This window comes from Comamonas sp. A23 (assembly GCF_004522605.1).
Classification (GTDB): Bacteria; Pseudomonadota; Gammaproteobacteria; order Burkholderiales; family Burkholderiaceae_C; genus Comamonas; species Comamonas thiooxydans.
Window position 1 is genome coordinate 944,366 of record NZ_RSDT01000001.1, and the last position, 17,622, is coordinate 961,987.

Annotated in this window: 14 protein-coding genes; 12 read left to right on the forward strand and 2 right to left on the reverse strand. The window is 58.6% G+C overall.

Annotation, left to right across the window (positions count from 1 at the left end; genetic code table 11):
• Nucleotides 1-3 precede the first annotated feature (3 nt).
• The 8 genes from EIC84_RS04335 (at nt 4) to EIC84_RS04370 (ending at nt 9,910) form a co-directional block, all read left to right on the forward strand.
• Entirely contained in the window at nt 4-1,422 is a 1,419-nt protein-coding gene (locus tag EIC84_RS04335) for a TIGR03752 family integrating conjugative element protein (RefSeq protein WP_003055194.1), read from the forward strand.
• On the forward strand, nt 1,409-1,894 hold the full coding sequence (locus EIC84_RS04340; RefSeq protein ID WP_003055191.1) for a TIGR03751 family conjugal transfer lipoprotein: 486 nt from the start codon (nt 1,409-1,411) through the stop codon (nt 1,892-1,894). The genes EIC84_RS04335 and EIC84_RS04340 overlap by 14 nt, the downstream gene beginning before the upstream one ends.
• Nucleotides 1,891-4,740 (forward strand): conjugative transfer ATPase, encoded by a 2,850-nt coding sequence (locus tag EIC84_RS04345; RefSeq protein ID WP_003055189.1) that lies wholly within the window; start codon nt 1,891-1,893, stop codon nt 4,738-4,740. The genes EIC84_RS04340 and EIC84_RS04345 overlap by 4 nt, the downstream gene beginning before the upstream one ends.
• Nucleotides 4,737-5,183: a TIGR03757 family integrating conjugative element protein gene (locus tag EIC84_RS04350; protein WP_003055187.1), complete on the forward strand. Its 447-nt coding sequence runs from the start codon at nt 4,737-4,739 to the stop codon at nt 5,181-5,183. Before EIC84_RS04345 ends, EIC84_RS04350 begins: the two co-directional genes overlap by 4 nt.
• A 62-nt stretch (nt 5,184-5,245) precedes the next feature.
• Nucleotides 5,246-6,475, forward strand: coding sequence for a TraU family protein (locus EIC84_RS04355; protein ID WP_003062520.1), 1,230 nt, complete (start codon nt 5,246-5,248; stop codon nt 6,473-6,475).
• Between the two features lie 20 nt (nt 6,476-6,495).
• Entirely contained in the window at nt 6,496-7,878 is a 1,383-nt protein-coding gene (locus EIC84_RS04360; RefSeq protein WP_003055183.1) for an integrating conjugative element protein, read from the forward strand.
• Entirely contained in the window at nt 7,875-8,288 is a 414-nt protein-coding gene (locus EIC84_RS04365; protein ID WP_003055181.1) for a hypothetical protein, read from the forward strand. Before EIC84_RS04360 ends, EIC84_RS04365 begins: the two co-directional genes overlap by 4 nt.
• A 5-nt stretch (nt 8,289-8,293) precedes the next feature.
• Nucleotides 8,294-9,910: a conjugal transfer protein TraG N-terminal domain-containing protein gene (locus EIC84_RS04370; protein ID WP_003055179.1), complete on the forward strand. Its 1,617-nt coding sequence runs from the start codon at nt 8,294-8,296 to the stop codon at nt 9,908-9,910.
• Between the two features lie 7 nt (nt 9,911-9,917).
• On the opposite strand, the gene EIC84_RS04375 is transcribed toward EIC84_RS04370, so the two are convergent.
• Complete coding sequence (locus tag EIC84_RS04375) at nt 9,918-10,187, reverse strand: hypothetical protein (RefSeq protein ID WP_224648078.1); 270 nt, start codon at nt 10,185-10,187, stop codon at nt 9,918-9,920.
• A gap of 253 nt (nt 10,188-10,440) precedes the next feature.
• Nucleotides 10,441-10,860 (reverse strand): Cd(II)/Pb(II)-responsive transcriptional regulator, encoded by a 420-nt coding sequence (cadR, locus tag EIC84_RS04380; RefSeq protein WP_003079129.1) that lies wholly within the window; start codon nt 10,858-10,860, stop codon nt 10,441-10,443.
• 186 nt (nt 10,861-11,046) lie between these two features.
• Between cadR and EIC84_RS04385 the strand changes: the two genes are divergently transcribed.
• The 4 genes from EIC84_RS04385 to EIC84_RS04400 all read left to right on the forward strand — a co-directional run bounded on the left by EIC84_RS04385 (nt 11,047) and on the right by EIC84_RS04400 (nt 17,541).
• Entirely contained in the window at nt 11,047-13,974 is a 2,928-nt protein-coding gene (locus EIC84_RS04385) for a heavy metal translocating P-type ATPase (RefSeq protein WP_003062514.1), read from the forward strand.
• Nucleotides 13,964-14,470 carry a signal peptidase II gene (gene lspA / locus EIC84_RS04390; RefSeq protein ID WP_003062512.1) on the forward strand — a complete coding sequence of 169 codons (507 nt, stop codon included), beginning with the start codon at nt 13,964-13,966 and terminating at the stop codon, nt 14,468-14,470. Before EIC84_RS04385 ends, lspA begins: the two co-directional genes overlap by 11 nt.
• Before the next feature lie 87 nt (nt 14,471-14,557).
• On the forward strand, nt 14,558-15,361 hold the full coding sequence (locus tag EIC84_RS04395) for an undecaprenyl-diphosphate phosphatase (protein ID WP_003055168.1): 804 nt from the start codon (nt 14,558-14,560) through the stop codon (nt 15,359-15,361).
• A 230-nt stretch (nt 15,362-15,591) separates the two neighbouring features.
• The gene (locus EIC84_RS04400) at nt 15,592-17,541 is read left to right on the forward strand and encodes a cytochrome c/FTR1 family iron permease (RefSeq protein ID WP_003062510.1); all 1,950 of its coding nucleotides are present in this window, start codon (nt 15,592-15,594) and stop codon (nt 17,539-17,541) included.
• The last annotated feature ends 81 nt before the right edge of the window (nt 17,542-17,622 follow it).

The window sequence follows — 17,622 nt, forward strand, 5'->3', positions numbered from 1 at the left end:
CCCATGGCAGTGAAAAGCAACAAACTCACCCCTGTTCTTGTCATTGTGGCCTTCGTCATCGTCGGCTCGGTCATCGTCATGCGCCAGAACAATGCACCGACCGCTGCGCCCATGGCAGCCGCCCCCCTGCCCAAAACGGCAGGCGCCGATGAGGACACGCCCAGCGAGACGCTGGCCACAGTGGTGGCCTCCAACAAGGATCTGCGTGCTGATATTCAGGATGTGCTCCGTGCTAACCAGGATTTCAACAAGCGCCTGGAGCGCTTGGAGAAAGGTGCACCTGCAGGCACCTCTTCTGCTGGTGCTGTTGGTGGTACCAGCAATGACACAGATCCAGCCCCAGTCGATGTCTTTAAGCCCATTGGCGACGCTATCGACTCTGTTACAGGGCTTGGTTCGAATGCCGCCGGCGGAGGTCATCGTCCCGCTGGTGGCTCCCAGGATCTAGGCTTGTCCGGTGGCAGCACTGCCTACAAGGTGGTTCCGCCCATGGGCTACACCACCGAGACAACCCAGCATCAAGGGAAGATGGTTACGCGCTACGTGCGGGTAGCCCCGGACGGCACGCAATCCATGCCCAGTGCGGTCAGCGCGGCCCAGGCCGCACAAGCTGCTCAGGCCACTCAGGCGTCCACGAAGCCGCAACCCGTGGCTTATTTCACGCTGCCGGAGAACTCCACGCTGGCGGGCGTCACCGCGATGACCAGTTTGATCGGCCGTGTGCCGGTCAATGGCCGTGTGACGGACCCCATGCAATTCAAAGCCATGGTCGGGCGCGACAACTTGGCCGCCAACGGCTGGGAGTTGCCCGAAGACCTCGCCGGGATGATCGTTACCGGCGTGGCCGTAGGCGATATGGCGCTGTCGTGCACCGAGGGAAAGATCCGCAGCATGACTTTCGTGTTCAACGATGGTGCGATCCATACGGTTTCGGCGCGTCGTGCGCCGCAGACCCAGGCAGGTGCCGGCGTCACAGCCATCGCTACCAATGGTTCCACAGACCTTGGATTCATCAGTGATCTGTACGGCAACCCCTGTATTCAAGGCAAGTTCGTGACCAATGCGCCGGCTTACCTGACCGACATCATTGGTGCCAAGGGCTTGGGCGTGGCCGCCGAGGCCTTGGCGCAGGCCCAGACCACCACCATGGCCAGCAGCAATGGCACCACCTCCTCGATCACCGGAAATGCCGGCAGTTTTGCACTGGGCCGCATGGGTTCTGGAGCCACCGATGAGCTGGTGCGCTGGCTGACTGAGCGCCTCAAGAGCTCGTTTGACGCGGTGGTCACGCCCGCTGGCCAGCAGCTGGTCGTGCATTTGGACCGCCAGATCGAAATCGACAAGCCCGCCGACCCAAGAAAGATCGTGCACCGCACGCAGTCCCCCAATGTCCTGTCTGGAGCCCGCTATGGCCTCGAATAATCCCCTTCTTCTTGCCATCGTGCTTCCCGCGCTACTGGCTGGTTGCACGGCTATTGGGTCGCGCGAGTCTCCGCTGAAGGAGGCTACGGCTGGCAGTCCGACCCTGGTGGATGTGTATCGGGGCAAGTTTCAGCCCCCGCAGTCAGCAGCTTCCTCTCGTGAGACGGCGCGGGACCGCCTGGAGCGTGCGTCGAGTGCGCGCCCGATCGCGCGCGGCGACGAAATGACGCAGCGCTACTGGTCAGCCCTGGAGCCTATGCAACAGCGCTTTGCACGCGTACCCAACCCGGATCTAGTCATGGTGGTCTATCCCCACCTGGCCAAGGGCCGTTACCCCGTGCCTGGCTATGTCACGGTTTTCCCAATGTATGAGTCAACGGAGTACGCCATGCCCGGTGAGGTGGCCGAAGAGCTGCAACAAGGCCGCGCCGCATTCTCACGCGGCCGCACTGCGCGGGAGGCTGGCCAATGAGCGGATTGCTGGAAATGCTGGGCCTGTCTGGGGGCACCAAAGGCAGGCACAAGCGCCGGCTCATGACAGCCGCCGACCGCAAGCAGATGGCCGCCCGTCCGCCCTCCTTCACTGAGCTGCTGCCTTGGGTCAAGTTTTCACCCAAAGACCGCAACTTTGTGATGCGCGACGGCAAGACCTTGGGCGCGCTGTTCGAGCTGGGGGCTGTCGCTACGGAGGCGCAGCCGCTGGAGTACCTGCAAGAGCACTGCCGCAAGATTCAAGAGGCTATCCAGGCGATTCCCGAGGTCGACTCTTCTCCTTGGGTGGTCCAGTTCTTCCTGAGCGATGACCGAAACATCGACGGGCTGAACCAATACCTTCACGACTACATCCTGTCCCAGCACAAGGACGCCAATCGCGCGCAGGCCATCATCGACTCGGAATACACGCAGTCCGTGCTGAAAGAGTTCCGCAGTCACCTGTCGCAGGTTTCCCGAGAGCAAGGGCTGTTCACCGACACCTTGGTGACGGGCCAGACCTGGCGCGGCCAGCAGCGCCGTGTTCGCTGCTGCATCTATCGCCAGTTTGATGACTTGGTCAATGAGCGCCGCCTGGCCGAGCAGCAGATGGAGGCGGTGGCCACAACCTTGCTTGCCACGCTGAACGAAGCCGGCGTGACGGCGCGGCGTGCCAACGGCAAGGACTTCTACGAGTGGATGCTTCCATTCTTCAACCGTAGCGTGCCCTGGGCCAGCACGGGCGCCGAGCTGTTCCGCGGCGCGCCCTATCCGGGTGATGAGGCTCCAGAGGGTATTTATGACTGGGATTTTTCCGAGTCGCTGAACCTTTCGGAGCCCTCGTGCAACCAGGAACAAGGCTGCTTCGAGTTCGATGGCCAGCCGGTGAAGTTCCTCACGCTGCAAAACCTTCGTGCTCACCCTAGCATCGGGCACTTCTCCGCAGAAAGCCGGATCGGGAACGAAGCCTATGCGCGGTTTGACCGACTGCCGCCTGGATCGATGCTGTCTGTGACGGTGACGATTGCAGCGCAGTACCAGGTCGAGCGCCACGTCGAAGACATCAAAAGGGCTTCCCGTGCTCAAAACGCCGTGGCGCAGGAGACCCATAGAGAGTCGGAGCAAGTGCTCCAGCACATGGCCACCGGGGACAAGCTGTATCCGATGTTCATGGGGCTGTACCTGAGCGGTAAGACCCATGCGGATCTGGATGCGGCTGTTTCCGAGGTCAATGCCCAGCTGACGCCGACCGGGATGCGCTTCATCGAATCCCGAGAGGACTTGGTGCCGCATGACGCCTTCCTGCGTGCACTGCCATTTGCATTCGATCCCTCGTTCGACCTTCGCAGCATGCGACGGTCGCGCCTGACTTTTGCGAGCCTGATCGCCGCCATTTTGCCGGTCTATGGGCGCTCACGCGGCACGGCCAACCCAGGCTTTTGGTTCTGGAATCGCGGCGGCGAGCCGTTGTGGATCGACCCACTCAACAAGATTGACCGTAAGAAGAACGCCCATATGGTGGTGTTCGGCCCCACAGGTGCGGGCAAGTCGGCGACGTTGAATTACCTGTCCATGCTGGTGATGGCCATCCACCGTCCACGCCTGGTGATTGCTGATGCAGGCAAGTCCTTCGATCTGATGGTCAAGGACATGGCCACTAAAGGCTTGAGCGTGCATCGCGTCAACTTGAGCGGCGATACAGACGTATCACTGCCTCCATTCGTGTACGGCAGCCAGCTGCTGCAGGACAAGGAGATCATGGAGTCCTTCAAGGCAGCGGAGGAATACTTCGGCGCTGGAGCGGGTATCCCCTCCGAAGAGGATGCTGAGCTCGTCGGTGCCGAGCGACTGATGGAGTCGGTCAATGAAGTGATGGAGCCTGCTGACGCCGACGACGACTCGGACGAAGAAAAGCGCGACTACCTGGGCGAGATGCTCATCTCGGCCATCATGATGATTACGGGCGGTGAAGACGCCGAGCTCAAACGCATGACGCGGGCCGACCGCTATCTGGTCACCAGAGCCATTATTCGAGCCGCAGTGCGCGTGTCCAAGGAAGGCAAGCCCCATCCTCTGACACAAGACGTTGCCCTGGAGCTGACGGCCATGGTCAAGGACGCATCTCTGTCGGAGCACCGCCGCTCGCGTGCCGAAGAGATGGGCCATTCGATGATGAGCTTCACCACAGGCCTGCGCGGCAAGCTCTTCAACCGCTTGGGCCAGGACTGGCCCGATGCCGATGTGACCCTCGTGGAAATGGGCACACTGACCAAAGACGGCTATGAGGATGCGCTTGCTGTGGCCTACACCAGCCTGCTGGACTCGGTGCAGTCGCGCGCAGAGGCCGCTCAGCATGAGGATCGCCCCCTCATCATGCTGACTGATGAAGGGCACTTGATTACCACCAACGAGCTGCTTGGCCCGAAGGTGGCCAAGGGCACCAAGATGTGGCGAAAGCTCAATGCCTGGTTCTGGTTGGCCACGCAAAACTTGAAGGACTTCCCAGGCAGTATGTCCCGCGTGCTGTCCATGTGCGAGTTCTGGATGCTGCTGACCATGGACAAGAACGAGATCGAGGAGATCGCGCGCTTTCGTTCGCTCACACCAGAGCAACGCCACATGATGGAGTCTGCCGTGAAGGAGCCGGCTAAGTACACCGAAGGTGTGCTCATCAGCGCGAACAATCAGTGGCTGTTCCGAAACGTGCCACCGGCATTGCCCATTGCCCTCGCAATGACCGAAGGCCACGAGAAAGCCGAGCGCCACCGCCTCATGAAAGAGCAAGGATGCACCGAGGTTGAAGCGGCCTACCGCGTGGCGGCACGCCTGCAGGAGGCACGCGCATGATGCGGTCATCCCTCACTGCCCTGGTGCTGGGCCTTTGCTCTCATGGCGTCCTGGCCCAAGGCTCCATCGGCCCTTCGGTGACGACGGTGGAAGTTTTCGCCAATTCGGCCACGGTGGTGCGGCCGCCATTTCGCCAGCCTGGCTACGTGCTCAAGGTCTATCGCGTGGACGCCATGGCTCAGCTTGAGCAGCAGCTCAATGCAGGGCTGCCCAAGAACGAGGCCGACGCCATGGCCTACATGCGTCAGCACGAGGGCGAGATCCGCCGCCGCTACAAGGACCAGATCACCAATGCGGCCTCCGGCATGACGCTGGCCGTCCAGTACCGATTGGACCGGCTCCCGGCCATCGTCATCAATCGCGCCAAGGTCATTTATGGAGTTGCGGATGTGGACCGCGCCATCGAACTATTCGCCGCGGCTCAGCAGAGGCCTTCCCGATGAAAAAACGAGCTTCCCTAAATCTCAGGCTGCGCCGTCTCGTCGCGGCCGTCAGTACGGCCTCGATGTGCGCCGTGCTCACACCGGCCACCACCATGGCAGGAACCACCACCCCGGCCATCATCGCGAATACGGCCAAGGCAGCCTTGTCTTGTGTGTCGTACTCCGTCGAGGGCGTGTGCTTTTTCTTGAGCTGCGGCTGGACCGGATGCTGGATTCGGACCTCGATCAAGATCTCCCACTATGTGCCAGACGTGGTGGTCAGCACCTACAACGAACCGCTGCGCCACCCTTGGACCGACATCGGCACGGTCGTGGCCACCACGTTGACAACGGCTGGATCTGCACTGACAGGACGGCTGCTGGACTCGTCCGCCGGCGGCCTGGACAGCAACTCGGCCATGGCGAACTTCAAAGGGGCGGATGCCATAGGCAATCCTGCCGGCATGTTTGCCAGCATGCTCGCGTCTGGCGGCATGTTCACAATGCCGAAGTCCATCGCATTTCCCACGGTTAGCGAGTTGGCCAAGTTCCCCTCGAAGGAGCTACCCAATATTGGGCGCCAGTGGACCCAAGTGCCTGCCAGCATTGCAGAAACTGTGGCATCTGATGCCAAGGGTCTGTTGAGCTCGGAATCATTGCTGGCCAGCCTTGGAACGATCCTCAAGACCATTGAGGGCGTGAAGCAGGTGATGGAGATTGCCGAGACAGTGCAGCAGATTCAGGCAGGCATCGCCGGTCTGCAGCAGCTCTCAGAAATACTCTCGGGCAGCACCGGAGGTGCCCTCTTCTGTCCTGGCGGAGCCAGCTATTTCAACCTGCACTTCCAAAGCGAGCTCGATGCGCCTTTCTGGCGCGGCATCGTGCCCGTGGAAATGATCTACCCGCAGGCCTGGGTGCCCGGATTAGGCGAGATCGGGTCTGGCTACACGCAGACCTGGGGCAACGTTTACCCACGCACCGGAGAAATCATCCAGTCGCACCCCGTGAAGGCCTCAGCCGTGCTGGCTGAGAGGGTCGCCTCGATCATCTACAAGGAGGCTCAGCCGCACATCTATTCGCGTGTCCAGCCCTCCGGTGGCTATCGCTACTTCAACTATGGGGAGAAACGCAAATGGCAGATGTTGTATCCGCAGGCTTGGTCCGGGTGCCAGCAGTTCGGCCAAAACGACTCGCTCTCACTGACCTCCTTTGGGGACGGTGCAACCAGTTCCGATGACGGCTACGCCTGGAATCTTTGGCAAAAGTACACCTGTTGCCGGCGCCGTGGTGTCTATCTCTATTCCGTGCCTTGACCTCCCACTCCAGTATCACTATGACAATCACACATTCCCCTTCTCTGCGCCTCAAGCGGATCTGCGTGGCCGTGAGCCTGGCCTGCGTGCTGGCTCCCTCGGTCGTGGCACCGGCTGCCGCACAGACGATTACGTCTTCAGGTCTTTATTACCGGATGGGAGGCGGCTCTCCAATCAGCGCTGCGCCCCATCGCAGTGCCTTGTCGATGCAGCTGGGCGCTGGCGTCCGCGCAAACTATTCCTGCGGAAAATTTGACATTGGCCTCTCCTGGTCGGATCTCATGAACAGCATTCAGAACCTGGGTGCAACCATCACTGGAGCCGTCCAGGCGGGCATCTCGGCCTTGCCGCTGTACTTCCTCCAGCGCGCACAGCCTGGCCTTTACCAACTCTTTCAGAACTTCAGCCAAAAGGCGGATCTATTGGTGTCCGCGTCGCTCAAGACCTGCGAAGAGATGGAGTCGATGATTAAGAATGGTCAAGACCCGTATGAGGAGTACATTGCTTTGGCAAAGGGCGATGCCTGGAAGGTAAAGGCCAACGCGGGCGGCAGCGTGGTGAATGCCAAGCTCGATATCAACAAGAACGAGTCTGGCCAGCGTGCGGGGCTGCCATGGGTGTTCGGTACCCGCGCTGGGGGTGCTGGCACGCCACCGATTCAGCCGATCCGTGACCTGGCGGTGGCTGGCTACAACGTCACGATCAACAAGGCTGCCAATTCGCTGGCAACGGCGAACTACGGTAGCTCCTCTCTGGCATCGACACGACTGGTCCAGGCTTTCAAGACACCTGAAGACTTAGCCCGTTGGAGTTCTGAGGTCCTTGGTGATCAGAAAATCTATATGTGCACCCAAGGCTCCGATTGCCCGAGCCCCACCATCACCTCGACGGCGACTGGCCTTGCACCGAAGTTTGAGCGCGAGCTGGACGAGGTACTGCCCACGATGCGCAATATGGGCTTCAGCACTTCAAGCAGCCATGCCGACCTGGCCAAGGTCAGCGCTCCCGGCATGGCCGTGAGCCCACAGCTGATGGACGCCGTGCGCAAGCTGCCGACCGATGTGCGGTCCGTGGCCATTAACCGCCTGGCCCAGGAGGTTGCGGTCTACAAGACCATCGACAAGGCACTGATCGCGCGTAACGCGCTGATCTCCGGTATGAGCCTGCCCGAGGCCACGGGCGCTGCTCCCGTTAGATCCGAGGTGCAGACGAAGATTGACCGCCTGACTCAGTACATCAACGACATGATGTTTGAGTTCCGCATTCGGAAAGAAATGACCGGCGAGACAGCTTTGTCGATTATGGGCAACCAGCAGCAAGCCGGGGCCGCGTCGATGGATGTGCAAGGCGGCACGCGTGCAGATCCTGCGCCGTTGGTCGACGGACGTGTGAGCACAAGATGACCGACACCGAAAAAGTCGTGGAAGCGTCTGAGTCGGTTCCAAAGCGTAAGGGGCGGCTTCGTCGTTGGCTGCCCTGGCTCATCTACGGTGCCTTGATCGTTTTGATTGGCGGCACCTTATTGACCTGGCTGCTCAAGCTGGAGCCCTCACAGGTCGTCTCTGTCTCAGCGTGGTTTCGCAAGGGCGCGCAACTCGGGACGCTTACTCAGACCGCCCTGTGCTGCTGGGTGATTGTCAGTTGGCGTCCGATCGTGGCCTGGGGATTCAGACGCGGCTACGTGGCCAAGCATGAGCTGCGGGCGGTGCTGGCGATGCGCTGGCGCGTTGCCGGCATGCTGACGATGTACCTGGCACTCGTGCCAATAGGCGCGGGCAATATTGCCCGATTCATCATGGGCCTTATCTCCTGATCGATATGCAGCTCGATAGCTATCTTGAACTTTTTACGACGCTCTACGGCTGGGCATTCGCCAACCTTCTCGGCGAAATTTTGACCGGAACCGGCCTGGCCGCCCTGCCCTTCGCGCTCATCGCGTTTAGCGCGTGGCATAGCGCTAAAGAAGAAGGCGCAGGGTTTAACGGCGTGCTGGCTCTCATCGAGTCCATACAGACCAAGCTGATTACAGCATTGCTGGTTATGGCCCTGTGCTTCGCCACCACGCCTCTCACCTCGCTGCACAACATCAATCTCAGCTACAAGCCAGAGCGAGCTGCAGATGGTTCTGAGCCTCAGGTCGTGTCGACACAGGGTGGGACGAACTCGGGCTACGACCGAGCGATGGCCGACGCGGTGAATGGGTCTTTTGCCCGATCTGGAAACCTGTCCTATGTCCCCTTGTGGTGGTACAGCGTCATGGGGCTGTCCTCTGGCATCAATGGCGCTTTTCGGGCGGGCATGACCAGCTCTGAACGCGATCTGCGCGTCGTAGCAGATCTGGCCAGGATGGCCACGATTGAAGATCCGGCTCTGTTGCACGATGTGCAGCGCTTCTACAGCGAGTGCTTTGTGCCTGCGCGCAGCCAGTATTTCTCGATGGACAAGAATCAGATCTCAGCAAACGGCCGAGGCATTCTCGCAGAGGGGAGCATCTATGGCCCCACGGATGTGGACTGGGTGGGCAGCCAGTTTTTCCGAACAGAGCCCGGTTTCTATGACGTGATGCGCTCATATAACCCGGTGCCTGGCTGGAGCATCGACTTCAATCGCGACAGCGAATACATGCAAGGTGGCGGTTCGGATCAGGGCTTTATGAACCCGGACTGGGGGCGCCCAACTTGCAAGCAATGGTGGGAAGCTGACGCTGCTACAGGAGGAGTGCGAGAGCGCCTCACCAGCAACACCTCGACATGGCGGAGTCTCTTGCAAGTCGCCCAAAACACTATCACGTTTAGTTCGACAGATGAGGCCAAGGATGCCATGGCAAAGCTAGCCTTTGAGAAGGCCAACCCGACATTTGTTAGTCCTGACAAGATGCTGGGCGACGACTATGGCAAGGGCACGAACGCGTGGCGTACTGTCACAGGGGGGATTAGTACCATCGGAGTAGGTAAACAGGCATTTGAATCCTCACTCGGCATGGTCCCATTGTTGAATATGCTTCCCATGCTCCAAGCACTTGTACTGATGGCGTTGTATATGTTCCTGCCATTGATCGTAGTGATTAGTTGCTACGATTTGAAAGTGATGGTGGTTGGTGGATTAGCAATATTCACAGTTAAGTTTTGGGCCGTCATGTGGTATGTGGCCCGATGGGTTGACGCCCATTTAATCGATGCGATGTACCCAGGTTTGACCGGATCTGCATTGATGCAAGAGATTACGCAAAGCGTGAGCTCCGGTCAGCCGCAACTATACAAGCGCATGATTCTTAACACTTTATTGGCAATGATGTTCATTGCACTTCCACTCATCTGGAGTTCCATGATGGCGTGGGCGGGCTATCGACTTGGGCTTGAAAACTCCAGCATTAACAAAGCAGACAACCTCTCTAACAAAGCTGGTAAGGGGTCTAGCGTTCGATTAAAACGTTGACAGCTAGTTAAAGGTCTTCTTCTTGTTCGCACCAATACTGAAGTTCACCCATACCAATTTCTCCATTTTGGAATGCAGTATGGGCATCGTAAGCGCAGGAGATCGAGGTGCTTTCCTCATCATCCGTCATGGGCGAAGTGAAGAAGGCCCAAGCAGCATTCCAGAGCGAGCCAAGCACTAGGCCTCCAACGATGAGGAGGACTCGCCAAAACAGGCCGATGAGTGCGATAAAGAACTTGAGCATAAGAAGCCCCAACGATGTGAAATGGATCTTCATGTTTCCCTGGGCGATCGTGCATTCCACACGATCCAAATTGAGTGACTTCCACATCCCTCGAAGGCTGGGCGTGAAGCTTCTATGTATCGAACCGACTGAGGTTCAGATTGTCAACGTTGCGCGATCAAATCAGAAGTACCAGTGCAAGTATGCGCAATACACTGAAAGTCCATCATCGATGCAGACGCCGCGTGTAAATCAAATCTCTTTCGAGTCAAACTCTTGGGTTCGCTGAGTAGACGGCCGATATTTTTCATAACATCGTTGGCACCGGACTTTGCAACGCCGACGACAGGCCATCAAGTATTCCACACAGCTCGACGACCTGCCCGGAACAGCATTGCGCTCTAAGAGCGATCAACTGTCCCTCGAGAGCCTTCAGCTCCTCAATGCGTTTGACTAACTGCAGGATATGTTTGTCCAGAAGCTCATTGACCTCGCCGCAAGGTTCACGCTGCCTATCTTTCAATTGAAGTAAAGACCGGATATCGTCCAGCCCAATATCCAACGAGCGGCAATTTCGCACAAACGCTAGTCGCTGGACGTGCGATTCGTCATATCGCCTGTAGTTGCCTGCCGTGCGCGCTGCAGGTGGCAGCAATCCCTCCTGCTCGTAGAAACGAATTGTTGGGATCTGCACCCCTGTCGCGCTGGCCAATTCACCGATCTTCACTCTGTATTCCCTGGCACTAGTTGCGGGTTTCCCTTGACTCTCAATCTGCTTTAGGGTTTTTAATGATGCGCTAGATAGGCTCCGAAGTCAAGTGACGGCGTGATGATCAATCAGAGTGCGCTGTCGCATCTGATGCCGTTACTACGTGCAGCGAACCAGCGATCAGGAATTCAAGGACAACTGACTATGAACAATGCAATGACGCAAGCAACTTGCGGCTCAACATGTGGGTGCGCTACAGGAATCACGAAAGCGACAGTTGCGCCGCTCGTGACGGGTTTTTTCATAGGCAATATGGACTGCCCTAGTGAGGAAGCCCAGATCCGCAAGCGGCTAGCGCAAATTGATGGCATCCAAGATGTAGTTTTTGACTTGCCCGCTCATTACGTGGAAGTAGTGCATGAGCCTGCCGGCCAAAATGCAATCCTGCGTGCACTTCACGACATTGGCATGCAGGCGGTCGTGCAGCCCAGGTCTTCGCAGCTTGTCTATCTCATCCAGCAAATGGATTGCCCCAGCGAAGAACGCCAGTTGCGCGCAACGCTGGAGCCTTTGGAAGGGGTACAGAAGTTGGACTTCGACCTGAAGGCCCACACGTTGACGGTATCCCATACGCTCACCGATACCACTCCGATTGCCCAGGCCATCGTGAATCTGGGTATGCAGCCGGTAGAAAAGACGGCGGGTAGCATGCCAATCGCTGTCGAAGCCCTCCCCCCTCGCATGGTGGCGTCTTCAATCCGGACACCAGTGCCAGGCAACGGTACACGCTTCCTTATTCCGAATATGGATTGCCCCACCGAAGAGGCAACAATCCGTAAGCGCCTGGGTGCAATCAACGGTATTGAGCGACTGGATTTCAACCTGATGGGGCGACGGCTGGATGTGCTGCATCATTTGCCGGACCCTGCGCCGATCCTCAAGGCGCTGAACGATGTCGGCATGAAGGCCAGCATCGAGCGCAGCGGCGACACCGCGCCGCAGGGCCAAGCCATCTACCTCATCGAAAAAATGGACTGTCCAACCGAGGAGGGGCTGTTGCGCAAGGCGCTCGAAGGTATGCCAGGGGTGAAAGCACTGAATTTCAATCTTATGGGTCGTACGCTTACCGTGAGCCACGATCTTGCCGATCTGGCTCCGGTGACGACCGCGATTGAGCGACTCGGCATGGCTCCAGTGCTCCAAAGCACCTCTGACCCAGAGCCACCTGCGCCCCGTGATTTCGGCACCAGCATCTCGCGCGGGCAATGGATTCGGATGGCGGTCTCCGGCGTACTAGCGCTCGGCGCAGAGGCCATGGTCTTTGCGGGGGCATCCGAGGCCTCCTGGCCCATCATTCTTGCGTGCCTCGTGGCCATCAGCTTGGGTGGGGTCGAGACCCTCAAAAAGGGCTGGATTGCGCTGAAGACGCGCTCGCTGAACATGAACCTGTTGATGACGGTCGCCGTCATCGGTGCGGCCCTGATTGGGCAGTGGCCTGAGGCAGCGGTGGTGATCTGGCTCTTCGGTATCGCTGAGATGATTGAGGCCTTGAGCCTGGATCGGGCCCGCAATGCCATCCGCAAGCTGATGGATCTGGCGCCGGAGAACGCATTGGTACGCCAGCCGGACGGGCAATGGCATGAAGTCAAGGCGGATTCCGTGCCACTCGGCAGCATTGTACGGGTGCGTCCGGGCGAACGCATCGCATTGGATGGTGAAGTCGTCGCGGGCCAATCATCGGTAAACCAGGCGCCGATCACCGGTGAGAGCATGCCCGTGGAGAAAACCGCCGGTGCCACGGTATTCGCCGGTACCATCAACGAGCGCGGCACGCTGGAGTTCCGCGTTACCTCTCGAAAGGGTGAAACCACTCTCGACCGTATTGCACGATCGGTGCAGGAAGCGCAGGGGCAACGCGCACCCACGCAGCGCTTCGTGGACAAGTTCGCCAGCATCTATACACCGGCGGTCTTCGCGGTTGCTCTCGCCGTTGCGGTCATTCCTCCGTTCGCTTTCGGGCAGCCCTGGTTCGAATGGGTCTACAAAGCGCTGGTGATGCTGGTCATTGCCTGCCCCTGCGCATTGGTGATCTCCACGCCGGTTACCGTGGTCAGCGGCCTGGCAGCGGCCGCACGCCGGGGCATTCTTGTCAAGGGCGGTCTTTACCTCGAACAAGGGCGACACCTGAAATCGGTGGCTTTGGACAAGACGGGGACCCTGACCCATGGTCGCCCTTCTCTGACCGATGTCGTACCGTTGCGTGGCCAGCCGAGGGAAGAAGTTCTGCGGATTGCTGCGAGCATCGATGCGCTGTCGGAGCATCCTGTGGCCTCTGCCATCGTGGCCAGCTACAACCAACCGCATGCTCAGGTGGGCAAGTTCGAAGCGATCCCTGGACGAGGCGTCAAAGGCAACGTCGATGGAGATGTCTATTACGTCGGCAACCACCGGCTGATCAAAGAGCTGGGACTTTCAACACTCGAGATCGAGACTCAGCTCGATGCGTTGGAGAACGAGGCCAAGACCGTTGTGCTCCTCGCAACTGAACAGCAAGTACTCGCCCTGCTGGCCGTGGCCGACACGGTGCGCGACACCAGCCGGCAAGCAATCGCCGAACTCAAGTCGCTGGGGATCGAGCCAGTCATGTTGACTGGCGATAATTCGAAAACCGCGCAAGCTGTGGCTGCGCAGGTGGGCATCACCGACGCCAAGGGCGAACTACTTCCGCAGGACAAACTGTTGGCAATCGAAGGGCTACTCGCACGCGGGCCAGTTGGTATGGTTGGGGATGGCGTTAACGATGCGCCAGCGTTGGCCAAGTCGAGCATAGGCTTTGCGATGGGCGCTGCTGGTACCGATACAGCGATCGAAACGGCTGACGTCGCCTTGATGCAAGACAACCTCCGCAAGCTTCCTGAGTTCATCCGGCTATCGCAACGCGTTGCAGGCATCTTGACGGCCAATATCGTGTTTGCGCTTGGGACAAAGGCGGTGTTCATGGCCTTGGCTTTTACTGGACATGCAAGTCTGTGGCTGGCGATTCTGGCCGACATGGGGGCTAGCCTGGCCGTCGTTTTCAATGGGATGCGCTTGCTGCGGTCGTCTGAGGAAATCAAGCCCCATGGCCATTAAGAGGACTAATTTGTGGGTATACCTGCTGGCCGTGACTGTGCTTACCGCCGACATAGCGACCAAGGCGGCCATCGTCGCGTGGATTCCTTTGTATGGCTCCCATGAAATCACACCATGGTTCAACATCGGGCATTGGCTGAATCCAGGTGCGGCCTTCAGCTTCTTGGCGCAGGCGGGTGGATGGCAACGCAGCTTTTTAGTTGCTCTTGGCATCGCTGCTTCTGCCTTTCTCACCTGGCTTATTGCCCGCGAGAAGACTGCAACACCTGAGGCTGTGGGCTATGCGGCAATTCTCGGAGGCGCGCTCGGCAATGTTATTGATCGCGTGCGGCACGGGGCCGTGGTGGACTGGCTCGATTTCCATTGGGGTGATTGGCACTGGCCGGCGTTCAATGCAGCCGACATTGGCATCACCCTGGGAGCGGGGTTTCTGCTGATCGCTGCTTTTCGCGGCCATGAACGAAACGGCGCAGATTCCCATACGCCAGCAAGATGATCCATCTTTTCATTGACACATGCGGAGCCGTGAACATCGCTTCGGAGAAACTGATGTCCCACTCGACTCTACCAATGCCGCCTGCAAATGCACGCTGAACTTGTTCTCAAGACGCTAATGATGGGCGTCGTCGAAGGCATCACGGAATTCTTGCCAGTCTCCTCGACAGGGCACTTGATCCTGGCGGGCAATGCGCTCTCATTCCTTGCGAAAGAGAAACGCGACGTCTTTGAAGTGTTCATCCAGTTCGGCGCGATGCTCGCGGTCATCTGGGAATATAGGGCTCGTCTGGCAAACGTTGTTGTCTCAGCGCGTGCCGATCAGGGCGCTCGCCGGTTCTTAGTGAACCTCGCCATTGCATTCATGCCTGCGGCAGTGCTCGGATTGCTGATTGGATCTCATGTGCAGAGGCTGCTATTTAGCCCAGGGCCAGTGGCCGTCGCACTCGTAATCGGTGGTATCGCGATTCTGTGGGCCGAGCGGCGGCCCGTGCATGTAAAGGCCGAGCGTGCCGAAGAGATCAGCCGAATCGACGCATTGAAGATTGGTTTCGTGCAGTGCCTTGCACTTTGGCCGGGTACTTCTCGCTCAGGCGCGACGATTATCGGCGGGCTATGGTTCGGGGCTTCACGCCAGGCGGCGACGGAGTTTTCGTTTTTCCTTGGCATTCCAGTCTTGGGGGCCGCCTCCGGATACAACCTCTTTAAGCACTGGAACGCATTGTCGAGCGACGACATCGGCGTTTTTGTAATGGGTCTCCTTGCCTCTTTCGTATTTGCGCTGCTTGCCATACGCCTTCTGATGCGCTATCTGACCGGACATGGATTTGGAGTTTTCGCGTGGTATCGCATTGCACTGGGAACACTAATCTTGGCAGTGCTCGTCACGTAATCGTTCAGCAACCATGACGAAGATGAATATGTTGCCTCTTATAGGCATTCAGCACAGTTGGCTGTGACTCGATCGATAAATGCAACCTAAGTTATGCGGCGTTTTTGGTTGAGTCATTTTTTGCCTACAACAAGCAAACCTCCTTTTTAGAAACTTATGCCGAACGGCCTTGAGCAACGCCCAGTGGGCCATATCCTGAATTAAATGAGAATCAATAACACTTCCATATCATGAAAATGCTTTCTCTTTACGCCAGAAGATTCCTGGCAATAGCCGCATTGTTTGTGCTCTGGTCTGCTTCTCCCGCCTGGGCTGCCGACCCTGCTGCCAGCGATCAGGCTAAGCAGACCTGGCAGTTGCTGGACTACCTGGCGGTTGACTACGGTGGCGCAGTAAGCAACGGCCAGATTCAAAGTGCGAGTGAATACGAAGAAATGAAGGAATTCGCGGCAACCGCTGTGCTGCAGCTAGCCGCATTGCCGAGCACTGCGGTGCTGCCCGAGTTGCAGCGGCAGGCCAAAGTGCTAGTAGACCTCATTGCCGCAAAGGCGGATGCCAAAGCAGTGGCCGACAGCGCCAATTCGCTGGCAGCGGCGTTGGTCAAAGCCTATCCGTTTCCGCTATCTCCGACTCAGCCACCGGATCTCGCACGCGCTAAGGTGCTGTTTGAAGCCAAGTGCGCGTCATGCCACGGGGCAACTGGTGCTGGCGACGGCCCACTCAGCACCAAGCTAGACCCGCCCCCGATCGCCTTCACCGATCATGATCGTGCCCGTTCGCGAAGTGTGCTCGCGCTGTACCAGGTCATTTCTCAAGGCGTGACCGGCACATCGATGCAGGGCTTCGGCACGCTCGCTGACGAGGATCGTTGGGCGCTGGCCTTCTTCACAGGAACACTGTCGCATGACGATGCCATGCGTGCTCGCGGCGAACAATCCTGGGTTCGAGACACCGCCGCCAAGACTGTCTTTCCCGATCTAGCTGCTGCAGCGACCTTGACCGAAGCCGCTTTATCCGAACTGATAGCACCAGACGCAGCTCGCGACCTCACCGCATATGTTCGTAGCCACCCAGAAGTCACCGCTGTTGCGAGCGGCTCTGGCGGACTAACCCTGGCCCGCTCACTCCTTCAGAAGAGCCTTGCCGCGGCGCGCGCGGGCGACCGGGCCAGCGCAACACGACTGGGCCTGTCGGCTTACTTGGATGGTTTTGAGCCGCTTGAGCCTGCATTGCGCGCACGCAACCAGGCACTTCTCACAGAAGTCGAAAACGCCATGCTGGCCTATCGCGGTGCGCTCGCCGGTGGGCGGTTGGAACAAGCCGATGCCACAGCACAGAAGCTGGACGATCTGTTTGCCCAGGTGGACGCCGAACTCGGCGCTAATAAGGCAGATCCATTAACCACCTTCGTTGCCTCCCTCACGATCCTGCTACGTGAAGGTGTTGAAGCGCTGTTGATCGTCGTGGGAATGCTGGCTTTCCTGAAGAAGGCAGAGCGACGCGATGTGCTGGGCTATGTGCATGGTGGTTGGGTGGCCGCACTGGCTTGCGGTGGTCTGACCTGGGCGGTGGCCACCTACTTCATGAGCATCAGCGGCGCAAGCCGTGAGGTAACCGAGGGGGTTTCATCACTGTTCGCGGCCGTTGTGCTGCTGAGCGTAGGGCTCTGGATGCACCAGAAAAGCGCAGCGGGCAAGTGGCAGGCCTACCTAAAGGACAAACTTTCGGCAGCCATGACGCGGCGTTCAGCGTGGGCATTGTTCGCCTTGTCGTTCATCGCCGTCTACCGCGAGGTGTTTGAGACCGTGTTGTTTTACTCTGCACTGACCAGTGACGGCAACAACAGTGCCTTGCTAGGCGGATTGGTATGCGGAGTGGCCATCCTGGCCGTCATTGCATGGCTTATGCTGCGGAGCAGTGCGCGCATGCCGATTGGTAAGTTCTTCAGCCTCAGTTCGATCCTGGTTGCGGTGCTCGCGGTAGTGCTCGCTGGCAAGGGGGTTGCTGGCCTCCAGGAGGCTGGCTGGTTGAGCGCGAGCCCGATCCATTGGCCGCGCATTGAAGTGCTTGGCATCTATCCGTCAGCGGAAACCGCGATTGCGCAAGCTTTGGTGCTTGCCATTGCCTTAGCGGGCTTTGCCATGAACGCCGTGAAGGCTCGGAACCCCCGAATCGTTTGAGATTAATAGGCCCCCTTGGTAGGGTGCTCCGACTATGCTCCGAGCACCCTGACTCTCAAAGATCTTCAGGCACCGGCAAAA

Excerpts from the sequence above, each read along its gene's own strand:
- EIC84_RS04335 (WP_003055194.1), top strand. The coding sequence starts at position 4 with ATGGCAGTGAAAAGCAACAAACTCACCCCTGTTCTTGTCATTGTGGCC.
- EIC84_RS04340 (WP_003055191.1), top strand. The coding sequence starts at position 1,409 with ATGGCCTCGAATAATCCCCTTCTTCTTGCCATCGTGCTTCCCGCGCTA.
- EIC84_RS04365 (WP_003055181.1), top strand. The coding sequence starts at position 7,875 with ATGACCGACACCGAAAAAGTCGTGGAAGCGTCTGAGTCGGTTCCAAAG.
- EIC84_RS04360 (WP_003055183.1), top strand. The coding sequence starts at position 6,496 with ATGACAATCACACATTCCCCTTCTCTGCGCCTCAAGCGGATCTGCGTG.
- EIC84_RS04350 (WP_003055187.1), top strand. The coding sequence starts at position 4,737 with ATGATGCGGTCATCCCTCACTGCCCTGGTGCTGGGCCTTTGCTCTCAT.
- EIC84_RS04400 (WP_003062510.1), top strand. The coding sequence starts at position 15,592 with ATGAAAATGCTTTCTCTTTACGCCAGAAGATTCCTGGCAATAGCCGCA.
- EIC84_RS04385 (WP_003062514.1), top strand. The coding sequence starts at position 11,047 with ATGAACAATGCAATGACGCAAGCAACTTGCGGCTCAACATGTGGGTGC.
- EIC84_RS04355 (WP_003062520.1), top strand. The coding sequence starts at position 5,246 with ATGTGCGCCGTGCTCACACCGGCCACCACCATGGCAGGAACCACCACC.
- EIC84_RS04370 (WP_003055179.1), top strand. The coding sequence starts at position 8,294 with ATGCAGCTCGATAGCTATCTTGAACTTTTTACGACGCTCTACGGCTGG.
- EIC84_RS04375 (WP_224648078.1), bottom strand. The coding sequence starts at position 10,187 with ATGAAGATCCATTTCACATCGTTGGGGCTTCTTATGCTCAAGTTCTTT.
- lspA (WP_003062512.1), top strand. The coding sequence starts at position 13,964 with ATGGCCATTAAGAGGACTAATTTGTGGGTATACCTGCTGGCCGTGACT.
- EIC84_RS04395 (WP_003055168.1), top strand. The coding sequence starts at position 14,558 with ATGCACGCTGAACTTGTTCTCAAGACGCTAATGATGGGCGTCGTCGAA.
- EIC84_RS04345 (WP_003055189.1), top strand. The coding sequence starts at position 1,891 with ATGAGCGGATTGCTGGAAATGCTGGGCCTGTCTGGGGGCACCAAAGGC.